Source organism: Halorubrum sp. B52 (genome assembly GCF_059752555.1).
On the sequence record NZ_MWTG01000005.1, the window covers coordinates 42,138 to 65,536 of the forward strand.

The window sequence follows — 23,399 nt, forward strand, 5'->3', positions numbered from 1 at the left end:
TATTCGTCTACTCGTCCGGATTCACTGGGGATCTGTACTTTGACTTGACGCGATCGCCTTCCCGCCACTGCCAGTAGTAGTAGCGGTTGTCGTTGATCTCCTTGATCGTGATCGTCGCTTTCGAGGGGACGTCATCGGGAAGATCGTCGGGGCGCTCGTCGATCTCGTCTTCCTCGTCCGCTTCGGCAAGGCGGGCCTCGCGCTCGCGATACTCGGCGAGGTCCTCGGCATAGCGGGCAACGTCTCGGAGCAGCTCGGGTGAATACTCGTTGAGTGTGTCGATGATGTCGGTGGGGAGGTCCGCTGGGGGCGTCGGTGGCTCGTAGGACATGGGCCGATCTCTGTTAACCAACACAAACGCAAGGAGCATAGTTTTGTTGGTTAAATCCGTAACCAACCGCTCACAACGGTCTTACAGCAGCTGTAACACTACTCAAAACTCTCTATCAATGAGTTTCGTCTGATGTTACAGCCCTCCGAGGATCCTCGAACGCTGGGCGATCCTACGAGTTCGAGGGGAGTCGACCATCAGGTCGTGGGACCTGCCCCTGTTTGATCTCGTGATCGACTCGCCGGAGGTGTTTACAGCCGCCCTCGGGCGTTCGTTTCCGCCAATCTGGGCAGGTACACGACTCGCTGATCACATCCACTTCGTATCGATTCCCCGATGCTGATTGGACCTCGTACCGGCCACCTTTTTCGAGCAGCGAGACGGCCATCTCTTCGTCGACGGCGCGTCTGGTTCGCGGCTCGAGGCCGTCGGTCTGGGTCGAGTGCTCCGTGACGACCATCCGGTCGCGAACGTCGCCCGTTCGGCCACCGTCCGGAGCGACGGCTTCCGCAGGGCCACTGAGCCGCTCGTGGAGCACTTCCTCCACCGGATGGCCTTCCGGCCACAGGTACTGGACTTCCCGACGCTCGCGATGGTTGTAGGAGCCACAGGCGGCAGCACTCCCGCTCCAGACACGCCACGCCCCGAGGGCGGCCATCACGTCGACGATGATCTGCGGAACGGTCTCGTACTCGTCGGGGTAGAAGATTCGAAAGCGGGTACACTCCTCCTGCAGCGGAACGGTCTCCCACCACTCGATGTGGTCGCCCCAGCTGTCGAACATCGCATCGTCTTCTCCGTATCCGACGGTCACGCCGTCGATCTGCGGCACGTCCATCGACACCTCGTCTGCCTCGCCTTCGAGCAGTCGGAGCACGGCGTACCGGAGATACTCGTGTTCCGGATGGTCGGTCGACTGGGCGATCTGGTCGTGGTGTTCTGCGACTCGCTCCGCCTCCTTGAGAACGGTAGTTAGGTACTGGTCGGTCATGGGTCGATGGAGACGGGAGTGCGCCTCCGCCCCTCGGCGGGCGCTGATAAACGCAACCAACGAAGACCCGTATTAGCGTTCGACTGTTGGTTAACTGGAAGGGACCACGAGTTCAGCCCTCGGCGACCGTCCCGATAATCTCCTGGGCGGTCGAACTGATCCGACCGAGCCGATCCTGGATCACTTCCGCATCGTCGTTCTCCCACGCGGCGAGGTAGAATGCCGACCCGCTCGTGTCCAGTCCGAGAAACCGACCCACGATATACGCGACGGCTTCCGCTTCGACTTCGCGTTTCGCTCGCTCGGTGTCGTCGTCGACGTCGAAATGCAGTAGTGCGTGAGCGTACTCGTGAATCAGCGTGACGGCGAGGTCGGCCTGATTCTCGCGAGCTTTCGCCTTGACGACCGGCTGGAGGTCATGGAGGCTCCGGTCCTCACAGATGCCCATCGCGTCACCATGCTCCCAGTCGTCGGCCTCGACGATACGAACCGTCACGCCGAGGTCCGACGCTGCGTCGGTCAGTGTCGGAACCAGGTCCTCGGCTTCCCCGGTTGCCTCCGTCTCCAGTTCGGGAAGCGGCTCGCCGTCGGTCTGGGACACGTCGAAGACAGCTGTGGGTTTGAATCCGACGAGTCCTTTCGACCACTCCTCGGGCGGCGTCTCGTCGTATTCACACTCACTGTCCTCGTGGTAGCTGGGCGAGTTCTCGCACTCCGGGCACTGCTTCGCGATGATCGGTGCCCAGATCCAGATCGCCTGTTCGCCTTCCTGGACGTACCGGTCGAACTCGTTCCGCCAGGTGTTGTAGCCGGCGACCTTCGTCGCTTCGGGACACTGGAGTTTGATGAGCAGCGTGTTGCGATGGGAGTAGTCGTGGAAGCGACTCTGGACGTCGAGCCACTCCTGAAATTCCTCGCTGGCCTGGGCCTCGTCGACGTCGTCGACGAGCTCGTCGATCCAGGCTTCGATGGTACTGTGCATCTCGTCGTGCCGCGTGTCAGTCTCATCGAACGAGACCGACGAGTTACTGGCTGTAGCCATTGTATTCACCGAATCGAGTTCACGGCGAGTGCGTCAGTTCAGACGCGCCGCACCCCTCGGGGGCGCACAACAAACGACGGTGCTCCTGAGAGGGATATCGGGGCCGCTATCGGAGGCTGGGATTAACAATCGGTGCGAGAATACCGTCGAGAGCATGGGATTCGTCGATGTGCTTCGCGGGGTCATTGGAACCAGCACGGCCGTCACGGCCACGCTGTATGAGTGCCGCCACTGTGGCACGACCCTCTCGGCAGATACTGAGACGTGTCCGACCTGTGGTGGCGAGGACGTCGCCTGCTACCGATTCTAAGGAGGTCTTGCTCGGACCGCTGCACTCGTTGTCGGCACTGCTTGTGTGGTCGTGTCCGTTCAGCCCCCCTCGGTGTGAATGGGGGGATCTGGTTATCGGAGCGCTGCCTTCTCGTCAGCGAAGCCGACCGTGACGAGATATTCGAGGAACGAATCGAACTGGTCGACATCGCTCGGCGTGTCCGTCGCGAGGTGTCGTGCCCACTCGATCGCCCACTGGAACGCGGGATCGGTCCCGCCCTTACCATGTATATACCACCAGCGGGCGGCCTTCAGGACGACGAGCGGATTCGTCGGCGGTTGCTCGCTTGCGAGTCCACGAGTGATCGACTGGATTTCCTCGGGTACCTCAGCAGGGTCGACCTCGCCTGATTGCGTGTTCGATACGTCGACTGGAATATCGTCGATCGAGACATCGTTCGGGCGCTGTTGTTGACTCACGGAAAATCACCTTCTCGGAGGGCTTTCTGGATCGAGCCCTCGCCCTCTCCGGGGCGCGAAAAACCAACTCGTAGCGTCACGCAGGTGGGAGGTAGACGCTCTGCTCGCCGGCGATCTCCTCGAGGGTGTTTCGATGCCGGTGCGCGAAATAGCAGTCGTAGCTGCAGTAGCCACAGAGAGCGCCAGTATCGTATTCGGCGACGAAGGGACCGCGCCGGGTCGTCCAGACGTTCGCTCCGCAGTCGGTACACGCAGCACTCTCGAGATCGGTCGGTGACGGCCCCTCGTACTCGATTTCCAGAGTGTCGTTATGTAGTGTCGAGTCGGGCCAGACACCGTGAGAATGCCAGAAGGCCTTGATGCGGGCGAGACTGTGTCGGACTGTCTTCCGAACTGTGACGTGGGAGGCGTCACGGCCACTATCATCCCAGCCGTCAGCCGTCCAGAACTCCCCGAACTGCGCGCCGCGATGTAGCCCGTTCCAGTCGACGCCCACAATGTCGGCTGGTGGCTCGTCGGTGAGTGTCGGCCGGGTCAGCTGTCGGATGGCTTCGAGTTGTTTTGGTGGGCTCCCGCCGAGGATATGGACGCGCCGACCGCGCCAGTCGGCCGGATCAGAGAACTCGTGGGCCAACCGGTCGGCGTACCCACGCGAATAGCCAAGAACGAGATCCTTGGGAATTGCGTCGATCACCGCTTGGGACTTTGGGACGATGATGAGCTCGGCCTCGGGATAGCTGGCCTGAATCTCACGAGCAGCAGCGACGTGGTCATCGACGTCGCCGCGTTCGTAGATGTCGCCGATGACGCCGACCTGTGGTTCGTGCTCGAAGAACCGATCGACGAACCGATCCAGATCGGGGTTCCGAAAGTCGTTGTCAAGCATCCCGACGGGGAGGGTGAGATTCTGATATTGGTTCTCCTGATACCCGCAGTCCTCCCGAAAGCCGGGAAGGAAACCGAGCTTATAGGCATCCAGAGTGAACGGGGCTCGATGGAGGAACGCCACGATGTCGGCTTGTCTGGCGGCAGCGATGTCGCTAGCCGTTCTGGAGTCTGTACTCACGAGGGACATGATTGGCGTCACGAGGCCGCTGTTGGCCGCCCCGCGCCCCTTCAGGGGCCTGAAAAACCGAGGCGCAGTCTGTTAACCAACAATGGGGAAACCCACGCGGAGCTTGTTGGTTAATAACAGAGCTTACTCTTCGTCCTCACGCAGCTCTTCAGCCTTCCACTTGAGCCGGCGCAGAATCTGCGTCCGATTCTGATGGGCGTTCTCGTAGGCAACGCACTCCTGGAGGGTTTCCATATCCGGGATCGTCGCGATACCGGCCTTGATCAGGCGTGTGTTCGGTGCTTCCAGACGCTTCTCTGGAGGGAATTCGTTACTCTCTTCGTCGTCAGTAGTCTCCATCTCGAAGAGCCTCCACCCCTTTGGGGCCGACACAAACAACTCTCCGGACGATAACGCTCTACCTCTAATAGGGATGAAACCGATACAATAGTTACCGTAATGGTCATCCCCAGCGAGTGTTTACAGGCCCGTATGGAGCGAAAGACTATCTCAGTCACCGGGATGTCGTGCAACGGGTGCGAACAGAACGTGGAGACCGCCCTGCGAAACCTCGATGGTGTGAATCGGGTTGAGGCCGACCACGAAGCTGACACGGTCGACGTGGTCCTTGAGGATGGAGTCGCAGACGACGATGTGAACGGGGCAATCGAACAGGCTGGCTACGACGTAGTGGCTTAATCGGCCGTCACTCGACCGTCTTCCCGCTCGCCGTCGGTACGTTCTTTTAGAGCGAATTCGGTGTTGACACCCTCGCCGGAGAGGAGTTGACCAGCGAAGCTGTTGGCGAGGACGGCTGAGACGGACAGCACCATTGCGAGCATCGCGAACACCGGGTGAACGAGCCCCGTGGTCGCGGCGGCGACGCCGACGCCGTTGAAGGCGAACGCCGTCGCGAGATTCTGACGGGTCTTCCGGTAGCTCTCTTTCCCGATCTCGTAGGCGTCCATCACGCCACCAAGCCGGTCACCCATCAGGACGATATCCGCCGACTCGATGGCGATGTCGGTCCCAGCGCCGATGGCAATCCCAATATCCGCCTGCGTGAGTGCGGGGGCGTCGTTGATGCCGTCGCCGACCATCGCAACGCGGTGGCCGGCTTCCTGCAGGCGACCGATCTCCTCGCGTTTCTCGTCGGGCAACACGTCGGCCATGACGCGGTCGATGCCAACCTCCTCGGCGACCGCCTGTGCGGTACGTTCGTTGTCGCCGGTGATCATCACGGGCGTGATGCCGGCGTCTCGCATCCGCTGTATGGTCGCAACGGCGTCGCTCTTGACCTCGTCACCGATACCAATCAGACCGAGTAGGTCACCGCCACGGACGACCCCAGAGACGGTGAGGCCGCGGCTTTGGAGTCGCTCAATGTCGTCGCCCCCTTTCGACAGGTCAATTCCCTCGTCGCTAAGCCATCCCGGTTTCCCGACCAGCACGCCGTCGCTGGCCACGGTTGCCCGGACGCCCTTGCCGGTCACGGAGTCGAAGGCGTCGGGATCTGCGTACTCGACATCTTGCTCGTCAGCGAACTCGAGGATCGCATCAGCGAGAGGATGCTCGGAGAAGGCCTCTGCACTGGCCGCAGTCGTGAGTACATCCACCTCGTCGGTGTCGAACGCGACGACCTCACTGACGGCGGGTTCGCCGACGGTGATGGTGCCAGTTTTGTCCAGCACGATGTGGTCGACGTCGGGAAAGATCTGGAAGGCGTCGCCGGAGCGCATCAGAATGCCGCGGTTCGCGGCCTTTCCGCCGCCCCGGATGAGGGCGAGCGGCGTCGCCATCCCGAGCGCACACGGATAGCCGAGGACGAGGACGGCCAGCGCCGCGAAGGCCCCGCGCTGGACGTTCGGACCTCCGCCCCACGCGAGCGGTGCGATCACCCAGAAGAGGAACGAGAAAGCAGCGATCGTCAAGACGCCCGGCACGAAGTACTTGAGGACGCGGTCGGCGAGCTGAATGATGCCGGGTTTCATCGCCTGCGCCTCCTCAATCTCGCGGGCCACCTGGTTCAGGAACGCGTCCTCGCCGGTTGCAGTTACCTCGATGAGCAGCGTCCCGGTCTCGTTGACGCTGCCGCCGATCACCTCGTCGCCTTCGGCCTTCTCCTCGGGGATGGACTCGCCGGTGGCAACCGACTCGTCGACTGTGGATTTACCCTCGACGACCTCGCCGTCGACGGGGATGTTCTCGCCGGGCTTGACCCGGACCTGATCACCGATGTCGAGGTCGTCGACCGGGACCTCCTCGACGTTACCGTCATCACCGATACGGCGTGCCGTATCGGGCTGGAGGTCGAGAAGGCCTTGGACGGCTTGGGAAGCCCGTGTACGGACGATGAGGCTGGTGTACTCCGAGAGGATGTGGTAGGTGGTGATGAACAGGGAGACGGCGAAGAAGTGGACGGTCGGGAAGCTCGGGAAGACGAACAGGCCAAGCAGTCCGCCGACGAGCCCGGCGAACGCGCCCGCTTCCAGGAGCACGTGCTGATTGAAGATCCCCCGGCGCAGGCTCTGGAACGCCTTCTGTTTGATATACCGTCCGGGGCCAAACATCGTCCCGAGCGCCAGCCCCAGCGTCACCAGATCCATCGCGAGCGATGCCGACTCGAAGCGTCCCTTCACGAGAATCATCCACCCCATCAGGGCAGCGACTACCATAGATGCACCGCCGGCGAGGAGGAGGCTTCGCTTCCCGTCGGCGAGTTCGGCCTGCTGTTGCTCGTACCGCTTCGCCTTGTCCGGGTCGCGGATGGTGTACCCGAGATCCCGGAGCGTGTCCTTCACCTCGACCTCACTCAGCAGGTCGTCGTCGTATTCGACGAGAACTTCCTCGTGGGCGAGGCTCACGTCGACGTCTTCGACGCCGTCGGTCCGGCTGTAGGCCTTTTTGATGCTTTCGGCACAGAACGAGCAGGACATCCCCCCGACGTTGAATTGTTCGTGTGTCGTTCCCATCTTGCCTGTTGGTTATCGTGCGACGCGGATAACCATTACGACAAAAGTTATAGCGGTTTCGAGATACTAATACTGCTGTCGGGAGAGTGGCGTCACTCTTACTATTGTCGTCCGCTTATGTCGTCACAAGAATGGCGCTCCTCGAATCTGATGTGCCGATTCGTGAAGTCGTGACGACGGATCCGGAGAAAGCGAAGGCACTGGAGAACGACGTTCGGGCGAAGATCCTCGATATGCTCGCGACCGATGAAATGACGATCGAGGAGATCCACGACGAGTTGCACCGTCGCGGCGAGGAGAAGGCCGAGACGACAGTGCGTCACCATGTGAACGTCCTGAAGGATGCGGGGATGGTGGAAATCGCTCGTCTGGAAGAGGCTGGTGGAGGGACACGGAAGTACTACAAGTCGAACACGCGAGTCTTCTCCTACGATCTTCCGGAAGGCGCCGACAATAACCTCGCGCAGGCGCAGTCTACCGCGTCCGAAGAATTGACTGCCCTCATCGAGACGTTGTATGCGGACCACGGTACCGAGATTGAGGCGGTTGCCCGCGAAATGAAGCCTTGCGAGTACTGCGACACCCAGCATTACGAGGAGTTCATCGTTCGCGAACTCCTGAACCGTGCCCTCATCGAATTAGGCGAGAGCGGCACGCTCGACGATGTGTTCTCGACCGAGGACTGACGCTCACTCGATACAGCAGCTCATCGTCGATGTGTCCCTACGGAACGCCTGGCAGGCGTGTTTGAACGCCTCGCTGAACGTCGGGAACGGGTGGACGGTGTCGATGATGTCGTCGACAGTCAGTCCGAACTTCACCGCCAGCGTGGCTTCCATGATCATGTCGGCGGCACGCGGCCCGACCATGTGGACGCCGACGATCTCGTCGGTTTCGTGGTGCTTCACCACCTGGACGAGTCCATCCGTGTTCTTGACGGCCTTTGCCCGAGGGACATCTTCCATCTGAACCGTCCGGCAGGAACAGGTACCGTGTTCGTCCATATATTCGCGTTCAGTTGTCCCAACGGCTGCTACCTCGGGACTGGTGAACACAACTGCTGGCACTACGTCGTAGTCGATGCTGACCCCCTCGTCCCCGAAGGCGTTCTTGACGGCGTGATTGCCCTCCTTGGCGGCGACCGTCTCCAGTTCGGGCTCGCCGATCACGTCCCCCGCCGCGTAGATGTCGGAATTGGTCGTCTGGAAATGCTCGTCGACGCGAATCGCCCCATCGGATTCGGTCTCGACGCCGACTGCTTCCAAGCCGATGTCCTCGTTGTTGGGCTGGACGCCGGTCGCGACGAATAACGCCTCGGCGGTGAACGCTTGCTTCTCGCCCTCGATGACAGTCTCCACCGCGACGCCCTTCTGACCAGGGTCAGCACCACTGTCGGTAGCCACATCCTGAACCTGCTGGAAGTCGTTACTGGTCACGACGTCGATTCCTTCCTCGTTGAAGGCTCGTTGCATCTCCCGGCCAAGCTGACCTTCCATATCTGAGAGCACGTGATCGGAGCGCTGGAGAACCGTCACGTCGACGCCGACGCGGTGCAGGATCTGGCCCCACTCCAGCGCGATGTACCCGCCACCGAGCATCACCATGCTCTCGGGGAGGTCGCGCTCCTCGAGGATGGTCTCGCTGGTGTAGTAGTCAACGTCGTCGAGGCCGTCAATGGGCGGCGCCCACGGTGAACTGCCGGTCGCGACGAGCGCTTTCTCCCCAGTGATGCGCGCGCCCTCGTCGGCGCCGTCGACGACCTCGATGGTCGTATCGTCGACCAGCTGGCCGTACCCCTCGTAGATGTCGGTCTCGAAGTGCTCAGCGACGTCGACGTAGTTCTCCTGCCGGAACCGTTCGATGAGTTCGCCGGTGCCGTCGAGGGCGTCGGCCCAGTCGACAGTCGGCTCTTCGGGATATGTGACGGCGTCGAAGGGGTTCTCCGACGCTGCAGCACTACTCTCGGCGACGGCGAGCAGATGCTTACTCGGGACACAGCCGACGTTCACGCACGTCCCGCCGATGGGCAAGCCCGTATTCACCATCGCCGTCGAGAGGTCCCGCCGGCTTGCTTCAGTGATCGCGGCGAAGGCTGCGGCGCCCCCACCGAGAATCACGAGATCATAGTCGGAGGTGTGAGTCATCTATACCGATACTTTACGACAGGAAGTTCTTATACTCCAGAGTCCGAAGCTATGGAGTAGGTTGGAGGCCACGAAGCTATGGCAGATACTACTTCATCGGCGCCCGCGTGCGATATCGACGGGACGTGCTACTGCCCGCTCACAGGAGTTATCGACACGTTGAGCCGAAAATACGCGATGCAACTCGTCAGCATCATCGGCGCACACGACTCACTGCGGTTCGCGGAGATCGAAGACCACCTTCCGACAGCGAGCACGTCGACAATCTCGAAACGCCTCGACGAGTTCGAGGAAGCAGGACTCGTCTCACGGACGCAGTACAACGAAATTCCGCCACGCGTCGAATACACGCTAACTGATGAGGGGGATGAGATTCGTTCGAGATTAGAACCCCTTCTTGAGTGGGCGACGGCGAACTCCTGACGTACGGACTCCAGTGAATTTCATCCCACATCTGAGGCTCCTCCATTCAGGTGGGGGTGTTAGCCCCAAGACTATCCTTTCTTCGTGTGCTACTGTGACGCATGATAAACAAGGGAGCGTCTGCACCGTCATTTACTCTTCCAGGTCTCCGTGACGGAGAACAAACCGAGTACAGCCTGGATGAGACAACTGCGGATGATCGGGCTGCGTTGCTGGTATTTTACCCGTTTGATTTCAGTCCTGTTTGTACAAACGAACTGTGTGCGATTCGCGATGCAGAGTGGTTTCAGCTGACGCCGGCGCTCGATGTCTGGGCAATTTCAGGTGACAGCGTCTACGCCCATCGAGCATTCGCCGAGGAATACGGCCTCAATTTCCCGCTACTTAGTGATAGTTCCGGGCGGGTTGCCGAGTCGTATGATGTCTGTTATGACGAATGGGAGAACCACGAGCGCGTCCCGCAGCGTGCCGTGTTCCTTATCGACTCCGAGCAAACGATTCGATACGCCTGGGCGACAGAAGATGCACTCGAGAAGCCGGATTTCTTCCCTGTCAAAGACGCTCTTGAGACGCTGGAAGCGGAACGCGATGAACTCGGTCCTGAGGATGTCGAATTAGTAGTCGAATATAACGAGGAACCGGAACCTCTCACGTAAACTGCTATTTGAGGATCGTTTCAGTGAACGCCGCTCCGACAATCAGCTCATCGCATCTTGGAACCGCTCACGGAGCGCATCCTCACGCTCCTCGAACTGGTCGACCTTCTCCTGTAGATCATCGTTGACGCGCTCGATGCACGCGAGCGCCCGCTCGCCGGCAAGCGACGCCTGCGACCCATCATCGCCATCCGCTTCCAACTGCTCCTCGTAGGCTCGCTCGACCCGCTCGATGGTGCCCTCTGGGTTGAACAGGATGTCGTTGGCCGTGCGAACGTAGCCGTCCAGCGACGCACCCTCCTTGCCTTGGAAGAAGTGGGTGAGCGCGTATGTCGCGCCGGAGTGCAGTGTCCACATATCGATTTCGAACGGCGACGCTGCGTTCGCCTCGGCATCTTCGGCAGCACGCTCTGCGAGATAGTCCGGGAATCCTAGCAGGCTGTAAAACTCGGTGACGGTGAACGGGAGCTCCGAGAAGTCGAGGTCGATGTCCTGGGCGTCCCGGATGAACTCGAAGAGGTCGTCGGCGACGAGTTCGACCTGTGCGAGGATCTCCTCCCACCAGGTCCGGAAGTTCCGCACGTCGCCGACATGCTTGATGACCTCCTTGTCGGTGAGCGAGCGCATCGTATTCGAACAGTACCCGTCCTGGGCGAACCCCTCCACGTAGACGGCGTGCTCGCCGAAGAAGTCGTACCCCGACGTGACGCCCATCGTGATCGGGTCCGACCGGCCGGGGAGGCGCACCTCGAGGCCATCGAACATGATGTCCATATGGACTTCGCCGCCGCCCCGGTAGCGCCGAATCTCGCCGAACATCACCTCGCCCAGCGGCGTCTCGTCGATGGTCTCCTCGCGGAGGACCTCCTCCAACGGCCCGTAGACGTCGATTGGATTGATAATCGCGTAACTGTCCGTAGGGACGTGAAATAGTGGGTCTGTGTCGGGCTCATCGTCTGTCGCGTGGTCGCGCGCTCTCGTCGGCTCGACCAAGGCGTTGAAGCGCTCCGTTTCGACCCACTCGTCGGAGTAGGGATTCCAGTATGCGACTGTTGTCTCGACGGCCTGCGGGAGGTCACGAATCGCCTCGGCGAAGGTTCTCGGTTCGTCGACCGTTTTCTTCCTGCGGTACCAGTCAGGTAGTTCTGTATCGGTTCGTCCATCGACGCCAGCGAATACGGTTTTGGATTCTGGGTCTTTCATTGCAATCACCTCGAAATTGAATTCGTCACCAGCGACGGCGCTCTCATCACGCGCCCTGCGCCCCTCTCACGGGCGCAAAAACAACCTCTTAACCAACATCCCGCCCACGAATCCAGTACTGTTGGTTAAACATCTGGACGGTCTCAACACCTGGCTTCGACTCTCAGGTTCACTCGTCGGCTTGGCGTCGACGGCGCACCTGTTCAGGATTCGGTACCCACGGATGTGTGTCCCAGCAATGGAGGGCGTGCTCTCGTGCCGTGTCGAACAGCGCCTCACACGACCCACATTCGTAGGCGGTCTCGGGCCAGCGTTCTGTGACGAACATTGCCGTCACCGTCGACCTGACTGGATCTGGTGCGGCCGACCGCTGAACGTAGTCATAGCCGATCACTGTCCGTCGACGAAGCGCCGATTGCGCCAGCCGGTCGGGCTTGTCCGCCGGGAGATACACCCACCGGACGAACGCCTCTTCTGAGTCCTTCGCCGAGGGTTGAAGGATGAACCACCGGTCATGATCGTCGCGGAAGAGATACCGTTCTGTTCCCCGATTTTGGAGATAGAGCGGATCGCCGCGCCCGGCAATCACCCGCAGACCGATGGACGGGGAAATTGGGGTGAGGAGTCGCTCTTCCAGCGTGAGCGAGCGGGACTCACCGGCCGAATTCTCGGTCTCGAAGTCGTCAAGCGTCGCTTCGTCAGTCATGATTCGCCGGGATTCGTCTCGCCGGTGTCTTCCCCGCCTGTTCGCTCATGCCGGTCGTTGTATCGCTTGAGTTCTCGACCGATACGCTCCAGCCCCGTGACGGCGCGTTCGATGAGCTGGTACGTGGCCCGCGAGAGTCGGATGTTCTCCATCAGGTCCCCTCCTCTGGCTCGATGAGGTCGTTACTCTCAGCGACGAGTGCCTGAACGGCTGAAGCAGGATCGTTCTCGACCGGAAGTGTTCGATGGTCGAGTGGGGCGGGATACGCCCGGTCCCCCTGCGCACAAAGTATGATCAACCACTTTTCGCTCCCTTCGGCGAGGACGACGTAGTGGTCGATATCCCGACGTTGGAAGACTGTCCGATCTGTCCGGCTCACCGCACTCCAGTTCGCCGGCAGTGACGCCGACGGGCCGCCACCGTCCGGCGTGAGGGCGTGGTGGTCCTGGAACTCACCGAGTGCAGCTTTGATGTCGTCACCGGTAAGATGCCAGCAATCAGCCGGGCCATCGCACGCCAATTGACTGATCACCTCGTTTCGGAACTGGATGTAGTGTTGGTGAGCGACGTTCTCGTCGTCATAGTAATCGAGGAGGAGCGCACAGGCGAGCTGCGCCGGCCCGCTCCCCACGTAGCCCCAGTCGAATCCCGCCGGGCTGTGTCGCACGAGCTCGAGGCTTCGATCCGGGGTGAGACGCTCGTGCTCTGTGAGCTTCAGCACCACCGGAGTTCCGTCGACGCGCATACCCACGTACTCGACGTGGTCTGCGTTGGTCTGGCATTGCTCACTATCATCCTGTACTGCCGCTCGTGGATGGTTGGTTGAATCCGTCTTCATAGGTCGAATGCGGGTTATTGGATTCCCCGCACCCCTCTTGGGGGTCGAAAAACTCTGCCGGACGAGCGTACTCGAGGAGACTGATACGCTCTCGCTGAACGGTCAGTAAATGTAGAAGATTATCTTGTCCGGGCTCTCCCCCATGCTGAGGCCTGTACCGACGCAGTAGCTATCCGCATCTTCGATGGCTTTGATGATGGGCAAGAGGTCTTCGGTGCCGTTCTTCGCCTCGACGGGTTCCTTAATCTCATCCGCGTACTGATCCAACTGGGTGACCTTGGACTTTGATGGGTCAACATTCGCTGTTCCGTGCTCAAGGATTGTTTCAGGAACATCGAGATCCATTGTTTCGTCGACCGGCTCACCGCACTCTGTACAATCCATGGTGGATCTCACGACGCCGGTTTTCTAAGGCTTTGTCTGTTCTACTGGGGGAATTAGCACTCGGCGCCGTAGACGATTGCTGAGCGGCTTTCGTAGCCGCACTCCCGACACTCGAACCACCGTTGGACTTTCGCGTCGTCAGCATTCTTCTGGCCGACGACGACCGCGTCGTTCGGACACTCCGGGCAGCGTAGCACGGGCTCGGGACGCTTTTCGAGTTCGTCACGAAGTGATGTGGCTTCCTTCGTCACGAATCCGCGCGACCATACGGGATAGCCGTCGACGAGAATCGCGGCCCGCCACGTATGCACGTACGAGTCCGGCGCTCGATGAAGCACCGCGTGTGCCGTGGTTTCTGTATTCCGGTACGTCAGGGTCGGAGTACGGCTCTCTCGGGTCCAATTGATCAGTCGTGTCATAGTTACTCCTCGAAAAGACAGCGAGCAGCTGTGTCGTCGCCGGCAAGCGTCTGCTGGTCCTCGGCTGTGTCGGCGAAGAGACTGGACTGCTCACCCTCGGATGGTTGCTCAACTTCAGGCCGGTCGTCGACGCCGAACTCACTCGCCTCGGGCCGATCGAGACGTGAATCCCGGTCGCGATGATCCACGTCAGCACCGTAATCCTCGAGTGAGGTCTCGACGCTCGTTTCGGTCACTTCGAGCTGGCCATCATCACCGAACGCGGTCTGCTGTTGAATCTCGATCTCGGGCCGCTCGCTCATTTGGATTGAGCCTCCACCCACCGAGGCTCCGACAGACACCTCCGAGTGTCGCGTCAGTCGTCTTGTGAGCGGATCTCGGTGGCCCGCTGTTTGAGTCGGCGGAGGATTTGGAGCCGTTGCTGATTCGCGTTCTCGTAGGCGACGCACGCTTGCAGCGTCTCCATGTCGGTGATCGTCACGATACCGGCGTTGATGAGTCGCGTATTCGGCGGTTCGAGCCGTTGTGCTGGCGACAGTTCGTTCGGGTCTGGGTATTGTTCTCCTGTGTCGCTCACGGATGGTCGCCTCCGCTCCTGCTGAGGCGAGGACAAACAGCATCAGTTCTCCCTGGTCGCTTCTCTCTCAGTGACAGCTATGCACAGATGCCGTCGGTGCTGGACTCACGTGGGGGCTGTCTCACGTTTGTTGTCGTTTGAGGAACTCGAGGAGCGTCTCGATGTCTTCGGCTGATGCTGACGATTGGCCGAACATGCTCTTGAATCGGTGATCCAACCCGCCTTCTTCGATGAAGGCTTGTGCATCACCGAGTTGTTCACGAAGCGCATCAGCGTCTCCGCGATGCAGATGTGTTTCGACCGTGTCGAGGTCAATTGAGGGAATCGCTGCAAGCACATCCGCGAGATCCGTTTTTCGACCACTATGGAGTTTGGCGGCGACGAGCACTTCTCCATCCGCTGCGCGTGCGGTCGTTGATCGAGTCCCGCCTGAAATCACCGTCGGAGAACTGTGTGTGCGCAGATAGTCGAACGACCACTCTGCCTTGGTTTGTCGGCAGCCGAGGCCGTTCACGAGAATATCCACGCCGACCGGATGTGGCAGCCCTTCAGTGCGCTCAAAGAGTTCGATTTCACGATTATAGATGGTTTCCTCCGGTGGGACTTCGAGGTCAGCCTGCCGTTCGAACCCGCGCGCTTCGAGGAATGCAACGACTTCATCGTAGTCGTCCGGAGCGATGACGAGGTCAAGGTCAGTCGAGAACCGCGGTTCGAACTGGCTGATCGCGTACCCACCAATGAGGACGAATCCAATGTTTGACTGCTCCAGTTCATCGAGGACTTGGATGAGCGTCTCACTGCGGTCTTCCTGGCTCATGCTCAGGCGGGCTCCCGGCGATAATTCGCATCGGTGTCGACGTCGTCGTACATTCGGCCGAGCATGTCGAGGGCAGACTGAAAGGTTGCGTAGTACTCGTTCGCGAATGCCACGGTTTCCTGAAGCGGGATGACAGGCCGTCCGTCGACCATCTCGGCATCGATCTGTGGCCGGGGCTCGAGGACGACCTGAATGGCACCATCAAGGTCTTCAGCGGGCTGGCGTTCTTCCGCAGTCGGGATTCCGAACCGATCGAAGAACGTCTTCCAGGCGTCGACGTCCTGCTCGCGAACAGCGATGAACAGGGGATAATCTTCCGGGTCGCGAGCGACCTGATAGCCACCGCGAGTCCAGACGTATACTGCATCGATGGATGTGAATGCATAGTTCAGGCCGGCGAACTGGGGGAGGACGTACGCCTCCGAGATCGACGGCGGCGAGATGTCTGCTGCGGCCGTCAGGAACTCGAGACCGACGTCGCGGACCGTCTGATCGAGGAGCTGGAGGCCATCATCGTACGCGACGTAGTCCGCCTCCTCAAGGCGATTCACGACGCGCCGAATCGTCTCGCGGTTCTCGTCGATCTTTCGCGCGACGCCGGAGATGGAATCTCCTTGGTCAAGCGCGAGGATGACCTTGAGTTCCTTTTCACCGCATACTTCGTACATCCTATGCTTACACAATTCTGTGCAACACGCAAAAGAATTACTCTTCGTGTAGATCTGCTGGCTGGATTTGGCGAGCGTCCTCAGCAAGATCGTGGATGTACTCCCGGAGGATTTCCATGTCCTCGCGGGCATCTTCGAGCGTCTTGCCTTTCGCTTTGGCCACGATTTTGTCCTGATCGCGGGTGCCAGTCCCGCGAGTGAGCTTCACGGTGAGTGAGACGCCGACATCGCTTCGCTCGACGTACTCGGTTGGTGCCTGTCGCTCAGTGTTCTCCGTCGATTCGGCGGGCGTGTGCGACTGCCGAGTGGGTTCTGCCATGGATTGCTCTCTGTGATCGTTAGTTGATGGTCGGTGCGACTGGCTCGTCAGTCGTCTCACGAAGGGCTGCGTCGATCTCGCTAGAGGTGAGTCGCCAGTACTCGTCGGACCCCGCGCAGCCCAGTTGGCTCACGACCTCGGTTTTGAATGCCTGGTAGTGGTCGAGAGCGAACGCTTCGTCATCCGTGTAATCGAGGAGGAGTGCGAGCGCGAGTTGTGCCGGACCACTACCACCGTATCCCCATTCGAACCCCGAGGGACTGTGGTTCACCAGCGCGAGACTCCGCTCTGGTGTGACCCGTTCTTGGCCGGGACGTTTCTCAACGATAGCCCGCCCGCTCTGCCGATAGCCGACGTAGGCGACGTCGCGGTCGCTCGGTGGGCGTGTCTGTTCGTGCGAGTGTGTGTCGCTAAGTCTACTCATCGGTCTGTTCGGGAGCTGCTCGTTCGAGCAGCCCCCGCACCCCTCTCGGGGGGTCAACAAACAGAACGTGAAAAGGAATTATCTGATATTCTAGGATACAGGGGATTTAGACTGGATAATTGAGACGGATGAACGATTTCTCGATATAAGACTCAAACACCCGGTTTAGCCTACCGGCAGTTTATAATTTCGTGGTGAATAAGAGGAGATATGGACCGGCGAGCAGTCCTCGCTTCGATCTCGAGCGGAATCGCGCTCTCACTCGCCGGGTGTACTGACACCAGAGGCGGTGCTACCCCCGGGAACGGTGGTGATCCCGGCACCTCGCCCGTGGCGGATCTTGCGATGACGCCGGTCTCGGATACCGAGATCGCACGACGCGTCACGTACCGAATCGACTTAGAGCACCGTACGTCGGAGCGTGAATTGGCGACGGCCGTGATTTCGAACGGATCGCAGACAGTTACCGCGACGAACGCACCGGCTCCTGAAAACCGCCCCTTCATCTACAACGGGTCGGTCTACGAACTCTCGTACGAGGTCCTCGACGCGGAATCAGCAACCACATTCCGCCTCACGCTCTCGACAGTCGAGAGTGCTAGCCAGGACGAGGACTCGATCCGATACCGGAATCTACCAACGGTCGACAAGGGCGTCCTTGGGCGCTTCGGATGGGACGACGGGGGTCCGTTTGAGGCACAGGGCGTGGAGACCGTCTATACCGATGACGAGATCGCTGACTCCGTGTTGGTTCCGTCCCCCGACTATGAGATTATTGAGTGGAGTAGCGGCACCACGGCTCGCGTTGCCGTTGAGGAATCGAGCGGAACTGAGCAACGCACCTACGAGTATACTGCCCAGCAGGTCCACGAATCCGCGGCGGAATTTGGCCGGTCGGTACGGGCCGATTATGCGTTTGTCCTCACTGATCTCTCCGAAGAGCAGACCTCGGTCGTGTCGACGGCGATTGAACACGACCACGGGTATCAGGTTGACGAGGGTGATCCTCCGGAGGCATTCAGCCAACTCGTTGATCGATTTGCTCGCGAATCCGAGGCCACGCCGGTCTACGAGGACGACGAGTCGGATTCGTCAGTGTCCGGCTCGTACATCGTCCGGTACGACGGTGAGATCTATTGGACCGAGCTGTTTGTATCAGAGTCGAATGGCTGAGCGTTCTACTCGGCCGTTTCCGGACTCAGGGAATAGGAGCTCGGTACGCTTGTTTCAGCGTTTTCGAAGCTACCATCTTTGATATCGGCCGCGGCGTAGCTGTTCCGAGGGCTGGAAACGACGTGCAGTATCTGGACTGTTCCCCATCCTCTGATTATTGTCGGTCGCGGCCCCGGTTGGCCGGGGACCGACGTACATCGGCTTTCGCGCTTGACTCCGCTCCGTGACGACCTCCCGATGGAGCATCGTGCAGAGCTCCATAACGCTCTCGGCGGGGTCGAATGCCGCCGCCCGCGACCGGAGGTCGTGCTGGCTGAAGAGGATCATCCCATCAGCTCGGTCGACTCGGACCAGCCAGTCCGAGGGTCGCTGAACGTGGCAGAGGACGGACTTCGAGAACTCGTATGCGAAGACGAAGTGCTCGTCGTCTGTTCGGCGATACAGCCACCAGTGGTCAGGTGCGTTTTCGCTGTCGCTTGCAGAACTCATCGATGACCCGGGACGGTCGTGCCGTCCCGCACCCCTTGCGGGACGGGAAAAACACCCGGAGTCGGCGTGCCGTCTTACCGGGGTCGAATCGTATCCCCGTCGCGCTTGAGAACCTGCTTTGCAACGAGTCGTTCTATCGCGTCGTCGACGGCATCTTCCTGGTCGTCCGACAACGCTCGCACATTCGCAAGGACTCGTTCCCGGATGGCGTCGACGGTGTCGATACCGTCGTCGACCGCTCCCAGAACAGTGTATTCAATCTCGAATTCTGTCGCAAATTCTTCGATACGGGACGTGAATGTGTTCGGCAGTCCTGAGAGCGAGTTTACCGCCATCTCGACCGTGAACAGCGGATGCGAGCGGTCACGGATCTGTTGTGCTTCCGTGGATCCGGTGTTGAATGGCCGCTGTTCGTCGATCTCGGTCAGAACCGATTCGTAGTCCAGCCCACGCTGGGCGTATTTCCGCATATCTTCGATGTCGCGGCGCCGGCCACTCGCGAGGTCACCGCCGGAGACTGCTTTCAGCAGGAACATATCCTCATCCGAGAGGATGAACGCGGTTACGCAACGCCCGGTCCAGAACTCTTCGGCCCGGTCGTGCATTCGGTCGGTGATCCAGACTTTTCCGACGATCTGCCGTTCGAAGAGATCGATCCGAAACCCGCGATCTTCGTGATGTAGTTCGACGGTTTTTCCGACGCCCTCGAACGACTCCGTCGGTTCATCGACAACCGTGAATCCCTGCGACGTGAGCGTCTGGTGGACGTGCTCGAACTCGGACACCACACCCACTGCGAGATCGATATCTTCGGTCTGGTCTTTCAATCCCCGCACTGTCATCGCAGATCCGCCGAGGAGATACACCGTCACGGACTCCGAGAGCCAACTGTCGAACTCCTCGAGGAACTCTTTGATCGCCTCGCCACCCTTGAATACAGTCATGCGACTCCGTACTGCTCTTTGAGCGCCATAAATTCTGATTCACTTGGAAGGACGACAGGGAGCTCGTCCGCGTCCTCAACCCCTTCCTGCAGTGCCTGGTACATCGCAGCGATCGTGGATTCCAGATCGTACCACGTTGCAGTGTCCGTGAGCGTCTCTTGGTCGATGTCCAACTTTTCGATCAACAGCATTGCATAGCTAACGCGGCGGGAGCCGCGATCGAGAGCGAGCGTGTGACACACCACGTCGGCAGGTGTGAGTTCCTCGTCTGGTGCATACCAGAACGCGGGCTCACCTGCAAGGAAGAACTGTAGCTCGTACTCCTCGTATCGACCGAGTCCAGTGACCTGCCAATCAGGTCTGTCTAGGAGCGTGTCCGTATCCTCGGTGGTCTGCACGCGGACGAGTGCGTGTTTCGGATCGCACCACTCGACAGTCGCACTCGGCGCGATCTCCCGTGCTCGTGACCGATGCTCGTGGGTCACGACGGCCTGCGCGAACGCCAGCAGCGGTGCGAGGTCCTCGCTCACCGCATACTCGGGGCCGGACGGGGACAGCATCGCCCGATGTTTGAGCGGCGACAGCGCCTTATGAACGCCTTGGCGCGTAATCCCGAGTCGCTCTGCAATCTCGGATACTCGGCGGGGCTCGTCGAGAAACCAGCACACCTGGAGGGTCGCAGGCGAGAGGAGGTCGGCCCATTCAACGTGGCTGAGTTCCGACTGCAACGTCCGGTATGCTTCAATGACCGGGTGGTCGGCGACACGGACGTGCCGCTGGTTGTTGGGGCCACGGCGTTCGACCAAGAGCCCCGCGTCCAGCAAGTCATCGAGCACCTCGTAGATGTGTGCCTGTGAATACCCGGTTTCCGTTGCGAGGGCTACTGGCGTCGCCTCGCGACCGGTACTCAGCGCGTCGATCACAGTGAGTCCGGCCTTTGAAATCATCTATGTATACCCTAATACCCACTCGTATAAATACGTTTCTGGATTTAGCTTGACGAAATAGCTATCCAGTAACCAGGTTTGTGAGTGCATCCCCGAGCGACCCGTGGAACTGCCAGCTCGCCCGCTCGAAGGCCTCGTCGGTCGGACCGTCCCAGCGGGGGAACGCGGAGTGACCGCTCACTTTGACTGTCCACTCGGTCGGCTCGTCAAACGGGTTCTCCGTCGGGAGTTCCACGACGTAGAGGTACTCCTCGTCGCCATGGATGCCGTCTGCCGGATTCTCGACGCCGTGGCCCAGCAGGAACAGCGGCTGGTCGAGGTGCTCCATATTGGACGGCTCGAGGAGATCCGCTGGCTGAGCCGCGTCGATCGTTCGCTCTGGGTCCCCGTCCAGATAGAGGTCGACCGTCGAGAGCTTGTCGAGGAACACGAACGTCGCCGCCGTGTACCCCGGTTCGCGCTCGGCCCGGGTCGCATCGAGCAGCTCTTTCAGCTGTGCAAGATCCCGGAGGACGCTGCCCGGGTAGCCATCCGAATGCCGGTACACTTGCGCGACGCGGTCGGCGCCGCCATCTGTCTCACCGGTCTGTTCGACTCGTTGCACGAATCGGAGTTGACTTCGTGTCGACATCGGTACTCGCCGGCGCGTGTGCGCCGGCACCCATCGCCGGTGCAATAACAAACACGGCTCTCATGAGAACTCATAACTGATGATTGGCATCTGAGGCTGTGTGAATGGCTGAACGTAGTATGAGTGGCTTGAGCTATATTGGGTGTGTGATTGATTAGAACAGAAGGGAACTTTTACGGCTGAATGTGTTTGGAATGAAATGAGGATCGCAACCAAATCGGACTTCTCCTCAACACAGTACTGCTGTTTTCGATTCTAAGTAGTTCCAAATACAAAACCAGATACCTGAAAGCAGTCGATCCTACGCGATTTCACCCGGAACGCGTCACGAGTCGGTCAGAAGTTGCCGAAGCACGTAGTGCAGGATACCGCCGTGTTCAACATATCGCACACCGGCGGGCGTCCCGACCTGGGCCGTCACCGGGAACTCGACCGACGACCCGTCCGACCGCTCCGCAGTCACCGTCAACTCGGCCATCGGCTCCAGCCCGTCGTCCAACCCGTAGATAGCGAAGACTTCTGACCCGTCTAGTCCGAGCGCTTCACACGAGTCGCCGTCCTGGAACTGCAACGGCAGCACGCCCATCCCGACGAGATTGTCCCGGTAGATGCGCTCGTAGCTCTCGGCGATGGTTGCGCGAACGCCGAGGAGGTCGGTTCCCTTCGCCGCCCAGTCACGACTCGAGCCGGTTCCGAACTCCTCGCCCGCCATCACGACGAGGGGCGTCCCCTCCTCGTGGTAGCGCTGGCTGGCCTCGAACACGGTCGTCTGCTCGTCCGTCGGCTGGTGAATCGTGTAGCCGCCTTCGACGTCGTCGAGCATCTGGTTCTCGATGCGGACGTTGGCGAACGTCCCCCGCATCATCACCTCGTGGTTGCCCCGGCGGGCACCGTACGTGTTGAACTCGTGAGGCTCGACACCGTGGTCCATCAGCCACTGCCCGGCGGGGAGGTCCGAGCCGAACGGTCCTGCGGGGCTGATGTGGTCGGTCGTCACCGTATCACCCAGTGTCAACAGACACCGTGCATCCTCGACGTTGGAGACGCTAGGTTTCTCCAGTGGGAAGTCCTTGAAAAACGGCGGTTCCCGGATGTACGTCGAGTCCTCGTCCCACTCGTAGACCTCGCCAGTCGGCGCATCCAACGCCTCCCATCGTTCGTCGCCCTCGAACACGGAGGCGTACTTCTCCTCGAACATCGACGGGTCGACGAAGTCGTGGACGGCTTCGTGGATCTCGTCGCTGTCCGGCCAGAGGTCCGACAGATAGACCGGGTTGCCGTCCTCGTCGTACCCCAGCGGGTCGTGCTCCAGATCGATGTCCATCCGACCGGCCAGCCCGTATGCCACCACCAGCGGTGGGCTGGCGAGGTAGTTCGCCCGCACTTTTGGATGGATGCGTGCCTCGAAGTTCCGATTCCCGGAGAGTACGCTCGTCGTCCAGAGGTCGTGTTCGTCGATCGCGGTCTCAATCGGTTCGGGGAGTGGCCCTGCGTTTCCGATGCAGGTCGTACAGCCGTAGCCCACGACGTTGTAACCCAGGTCTTCGAGGTACGGCAAGAGTCCCGATGCTTCGAGGTACTGGGTGACGACGCGGCTGCCGGGTGCGAGGCTGGTCTTGACGTAGTCCGGGACGTCGAGGCCGCGCTCGACGGCGTTCTTCGCCAGGAGCCCGGCTGCCAGCATCACGGACGGATTTGACGTGTTCGTACAGCTGGTGATGGCGCTAACGACGACGCTCCCGTGCCCGATCTCGATTTCGTTGCCGTCGAGGTTCACTGTAGCGCGCTTCGTGAGGGGTCCCAGATTCTGTTTTTCAGTGTCGCCCGCTTGTTGAACGCCGCCGTCAGTTCGTTCGGCGTCGGTTGGTTCTCCGGTCAACTCGGCCTGGGTGTTGCCGCCCTCTCCGAGCCACCGGGCCAGCGCCTCCTCATCGATTTCATCGAGGGCTTCTTCGAACTCGCCGTGGAGTAACTCCCGGAAGTGGCCCCGCATGTCACCCATCTCGACGCGGGACTGGGGCTTCTTGGGGCCGGCGAGGCTTGGAGTGACTGTCGAGAGGTCCAGTTCGACTGTCTCGGTGTATTCGGGATTCTGCTCGCCGAACAACCCCTGGGCGTCCAGGTAGTTCCGGACGAGTTCGATGTGTTTCTCGTCGCGGCCCGTCAGTTCGAGGTAGTCGAGGGTGGCCTCGTCGACGGGGAACATGCTGATGGTCGAGCCCTGCTCGGGGGCCATATTGGCGATGGTCGCCCGGTCAGGGACGGTCAGCGTCTCCACGGCGGGGCCGTAGAACTCGACGAATCGGTCGACGACGCCGACGTCCCGGAGCAGTTCGGTGACGTGCAGTACGAGGTCGGTCGCTGTCGCACCCTCGGGGAGTTCACCCGTAAGTTTGACGCCGACGACTTCGGGGAGGTTCATCGTGATGGGCTGGCCGAGCATCGCGGCTTCGGCCTCGATGCCACCGACGCCCCAGCCGACGACGCCGATGCCGCC

General features: G+C 60.4%; 30 protein-coding genes. 6 read left to right on the forward strand and 24 right to left on the reverse strand.

Translation table 11 applies throughout. The features are described from left to right. Window positions 1–7: 7 nt before the first annotated feature. The 3 genes from B4V04_RS01125 to B4V04_RS01135 all read right to left on the reverse strand — a co-directional run bounded on the left by B4V04_RS01125 (window position 8) and on the right by B4V04_RS01135 (window position 2,364). Window positions 8–331: a DUF6788 family protein gene (locus B4V04_RS01125; RefSeq protein WP_271932960.1), complete on the reverse strand. Its 324-nt coding sequence runs from the start codon at window positions 329–331 to the stop codon at window positions 8–10. 172 nt (window positions 332–503) lie between these two features. Further along, the gene (locus B4V04_RS01130) at window positions 504–1,322 is read right to left on the reverse strand and encodes a hypothetical protein (protein ID WP_271932961.1); all 819 of its coding nucleotides are present in this window, start codon (window positions 1,320–1,322) and stop codon (window positions 504–506) included. A 112-nt stretch (window positions 1,323–1,434) separates the two neighbouring features. Then, window positions 1,435–2,364, reverse strand: coding sequence for a M78 family metallopeptidase domain-containing protein (locus tag B4V04_RS01135; RefSeq protein WP_271932962.1), 930 nt, complete (start codon window positions 2,362–2,364; stop codon window positions 1,435–1,437). Between the two features lie 154 nt (window positions 2,365–2,518). Between B4V04_RS01135 and B4V04_RS01140 the strand changes: the two genes are divergently transcribed. Then, window positions 2,519–2,674 carry a hypothetical protein gene (locus B4V04_RS01140; RefSeq protein WP_271959273.1) on the forward strand — a complete coding sequence of 52 codons (156 nt, stop codon included), beginning with the start codon at window positions 2,519–2,521 and terminating at the stop codon, window positions 2,672–2,674. A 92-nt stretch (window positions 2,675–2,766) separates the two neighbouring features. Here the strand turns inward: B4V04_RS01140 and B4V04_RS01145 are convergent, their stop codons facing one another. The 3 genes from B4V04_RS01145 to B4V04_RS01155 form a co-directional block, all read right to left on the reverse strand. Beyond that, window positions 2,767–3,114, reverse strand: a complete 348-nt coding sequence (locus tag B4V04_RS01145) for a DUF8013 domain-containing protein (protein ID WP_271932963.1) — start codon at window positions 3,112–3,114, stop codon at window positions 2,767–2,769. 76 nt (window positions 3,115–3,190) lie between these two features. Beyond that, window positions 3,191–4,189 carry a DUF6610 family protein gene (locus tag B4V04_RS01150; protein WP_205252789.1) on the reverse strand — a complete coding sequence of 333 codons (999 nt, stop codon included), beginning with the start codon at window positions 4,187–4,189 and terminating at the stop codon, window positions 3,191–3,193. Window positions 4,190–4,312: 123 nt separating this feature from the next. Then, complete coding sequence (locus tag B4V04_RS01155; protein WP_144928047.1) at window positions 4,313–4,528, reverse strand: DUF8129 domain-containing protein; 216 nt, start codon at window positions 4,526–4,528, stop codon at window positions 4,313–4,315. Between the two features lie 132 nt (window positions 4,529–4,660). On the opposite strand from B4V04_RS01155, the gene B4V04_RS01160 reads away from it, so the two are divergent. Next, window positions 4,661–4,867, forward strand: a complete 207-nt coding sequence (locus tag B4V04_RS01160) for a heavy-metal-associated domain-containing protein (protein ID WP_205252790.1) — start codon at window positions 4,661–4,663, stop codon at window positions 4,865–4,867. On the opposite strand, the gene B4V04_RS01165 is transcribed toward B4V04_RS01160, so the two are convergent. Continuing rightward, window positions 4,864–7,140 (reverse strand): heavy metal translocating P-type ATPase, encoded by a 2,277-nt coding sequence (locus B4V04_RS01165; protein WP_271932964.1) that lies wholly within the window; start codon window positions 7,138–7,140, stop codon window positions 4,864–4,866. The genes B4V04_RS01160 and B4V04_RS01165 overlap by 4 nt on opposite strands. Before the next feature lie 131 nt (window positions 7,141–7,271). On the opposite strand from B4V04_RS01165, the gene B4V04_RS01170 reads away from it, so the two are divergent. Next, window positions 7,272–7,826 carry an ArsR/SmtB family transcription factor gene (locus B4V04_RS01170; protein WP_205252792.1) on the forward strand — a complete coding sequence of 185 codons (555 nt, stop codon included), beginning with the start codon at window positions 7,272–7,274 and terminating at the stop codon, window positions 7,824–7,826. A 3-nt stretch (window positions 7,827–7,829) separates the two neighbouring features. On the opposite strand, the gene merA is transcribed toward B4V04_RS01170, so the two are convergent. Then, on the reverse strand, window positions 7,830–9,284 hold the full coding sequence (merA, locus tag B4V04_RS01175) for a mercury(II) reductase (protein ID WP_498228539.1): 1,455 nt from the start codon (window positions 9,282–9,284) through the stop codon (window positions 7,830–7,832). 78 nt (window positions 9,285–9,362) lie between these two features. On the opposite strand from merA, the gene B4V04_RS01180 reads away from it, so the two are divergent. Next, window positions 9,363–9,707 (forward strand): winged helix-turn-helix transcriptional regulator, encoded by a 345-nt coding sequence (locus B4V04_RS01180; RefSeq protein WP_205252794.1) that lies wholly within the window; start codon window positions 9,363–9,365, stop codon window positions 9,705–9,707. A 101-nt stretch (window positions 9,708–9,808) separates the two neighbouring features. Next, window positions 9,809–10,363, forward strand: a complete 555-nt coding sequence (locus B4V04_RS01185) for a peroxiredoxin (RefSeq protein ID WP_205252795.1) — start codon at window positions 9,809–9,811, stop codon at window positions 10,361–10,363. A gap of 42 nt (window positions 10,364–10,405) precedes the next feature. Here the strand turns inward: B4V04_RS01185 and B4V04_RS01190 are convergent, their stop codons facing one another. The 12 genes from B4V04_RS01190 to B4V04_RS01245 all read right to left on the reverse strand — a co-directional run bounded on the left by B4V04_RS01190 (window position 10,406) and on the right by B4V04_RS01245 (window position 16,718). After that, window positions 10,406–11,566 (reverse strand): hypothetical protein, encoded by a 1,161-nt coding sequence (locus B4V04_RS01190; RefSeq protein ID WP_271932968.1) that lies wholly within the window; start codon window positions 11,564–11,566, stop codon window positions 10,406–10,408. A gap of 169 nt (window positions 11,567–11,735) precedes the next feature. Then, the gene (locus B4V04_RS01195) at window positions 11,736–12,272 is read right to left on the reverse strand and encodes a hypothetical protein (protein WP_271932969.1); all 537 of its coding nucleotides are present in this window, start codon (window positions 12,270–12,272) and stop codon (window positions 11,736–11,738) included. Continuing rightward, window positions 12,269–12,424 (reverse strand): hypothetical protein, encoded by a 156-nt coding sequence (locus B4V04_RS01200; RefSeq protein WP_271932970.1) that lies wholly within the window; start codon window positions 12,422–12,424, stop codon window positions 12,269–12,271. Before B4V04_RS01200 ends, B4V04_RS01195 begins: the two co-directional genes overlap by 4 nt. Then, window positions 12,424–13,110 (reverse strand): DUF6166 domain-containing protein, encoded by a 687-nt coding sequence (locus tag B4V04_RS01205; RefSeq protein ID WP_271932971.1) that lies wholly within the window; start codon window positions 13,108–13,110, stop codon window positions 12,424–12,426. The genes B4V04_RS01200 and B4V04_RS01205 overlap by 1 nt, the downstream gene beginning before the upstream one ends. Window positions 13,111–13,212: 102 nt before the next feature. After that, entirely contained in the window at window positions 13,213–13,494 is a 282-nt protein-coding gene (locus B4V04_RS01210; RefSeq protein WP_271932972.1) for a hypothetical protein, read from the reverse strand. Window positions 13,495–13,547: 53 nt separating this feature from the next. Next, the gene (locus B4V04_RS01215) at window positions 13,548–13,913 is read right to left on the reverse strand and encodes a DUF7568 family protein (protein ID WP_271932973.1); all 366 of its coding nucleotides are present in this window, start codon (window positions 13,911–13,913) and stop codon (window positions 13,548–13,550) included. Between the two features lie 2 nt (window positions 13,914–13,915). Next, complete coding sequence (locus B4V04_RS01220; protein ID WP_271932974.1) at window positions 13,916–14,215, reverse strand: hypothetical protein; 300 nt, start codon at window positions 14,213–14,215, stop codon at window positions 13,916–13,918. A 53-nt stretch (window positions 14,216–14,268) separates the two neighbouring features. Beyond that, window positions 14,269–14,490, reverse strand: coding sequence for a DUF8129 domain-containing protein (locus B4V04_RS01225; RefSeq protein ID WP_271932975.1), 222 nt, complete (start codon window positions 14,488–14,490; stop codon window positions 14,269–14,271). 121 nt (window positions 14,491–14,611) lie between these two features. Further along, the gene (locus B4V04_RS01230) at window positions 14,612–15,307 is read right to left on the reverse strand and encodes a nucleotidyltransferase domain-containing protein (RefSeq protein ID WP_271932976.1); all 696 of its coding nucleotides are present in this window, start codon (window positions 15,305–15,307) and stop codon (window positions 14,612–14,614) included. 2 nt (window positions 15,308–15,309) lie between these two features. Further along, window positions 15,310–15,975 (reverse strand): RNA polymerase subunit sigma-70, encoded by a 666-nt coding sequence (locus tag B4V04_RS01235; protein WP_272045152.1) that lies wholly within the window; start codon window positions 15,973–15,975, stop codon window positions 15,310–15,312. A gap of 37 nt (window positions 15,976–16,012) precedes the next feature. Beyond that, entirely contained in the window at window positions 16,013–16,294 is a 282-nt protein-coding gene (locus B4V04_RS01240) for a DUF7389 domain-containing protein (RefSeq protein ID WP_271932979.1), read from the reverse strand. A 19-nt stretch (window positions 16,295–16,313) separates the two neighbouring features. Beyond that, a complete protein-coding gene (locus B4V04_RS01245; protein ID WP_271932980.1) occupies window positions 16,314–16,718 on the reverse strand; it encodes a DUF6166 domain-containing protein in 405 nt (134 codons plus the stop codon). Window positions 16,719–16,928: 210 nt separating this feature from the next. Here B4V04_RS01245 and B4V04_RS01250 point away from each other — a divergent pair, with 210 nt between their 5' ends. Beyond that, window positions 16,929–17,891, forward strand: coding sequence for a hypothetical protein (locus B4V04_RS01250; protein WP_498228540.1), 963 nt, complete (start codon window positions 16,929–16,931; stop codon window positions 17,889–17,891). Window positions 17,892–18,454: 563 nt separating this feature from the next. Here the strand turns inward: B4V04_RS01250 and B4V04_RS01255 are convergent. The 4 genes from B4V04_RS01255 to B4V04_RS01270 all read right to left on the reverse strand — a co-directional run. Then, a complete protein-coding gene (locus B4V04_RS01255; RefSeq protein WP_271932982.1) occupies window positions 18,455–19,324 on the reverse strand; it encodes a hypothetical protein in 870 nt (289 codons plus the stop codon). Next, a complete protein-coding gene (locus B4V04_RS01260; RefSeq protein WP_498228542.1) occupies window positions 19,321–20,271 on the reverse strand; it encodes a MarR family transcriptional regulator in 951 nt (316 codons plus the stop codon). Before B4V04_RS01260 ends, B4V04_RS01255 begins: the two co-directional genes overlap by 4 nt. 61 nt (window positions 20,272–20,332) lie before the next feature. Then, complete coding sequence (locus B4V04_RS01265; RefSeq protein WP_205252803.1) at window positions 20,333–20,902, reverse strand: hypothetical protein; 570 nt, start codon at window positions 20,900–20,902, stop codon at window positions 20,333–20,335. 325 nt (window positions 20,903–21,227) lie between these two features. Then, window positions 21,228–23,399 (reverse strand): aconitate hydratase (locus B4V04_RS01270; protein ID WP_498228543.1); only part of this gene is annotated, 2,172 nt, incomplete at its 5' end.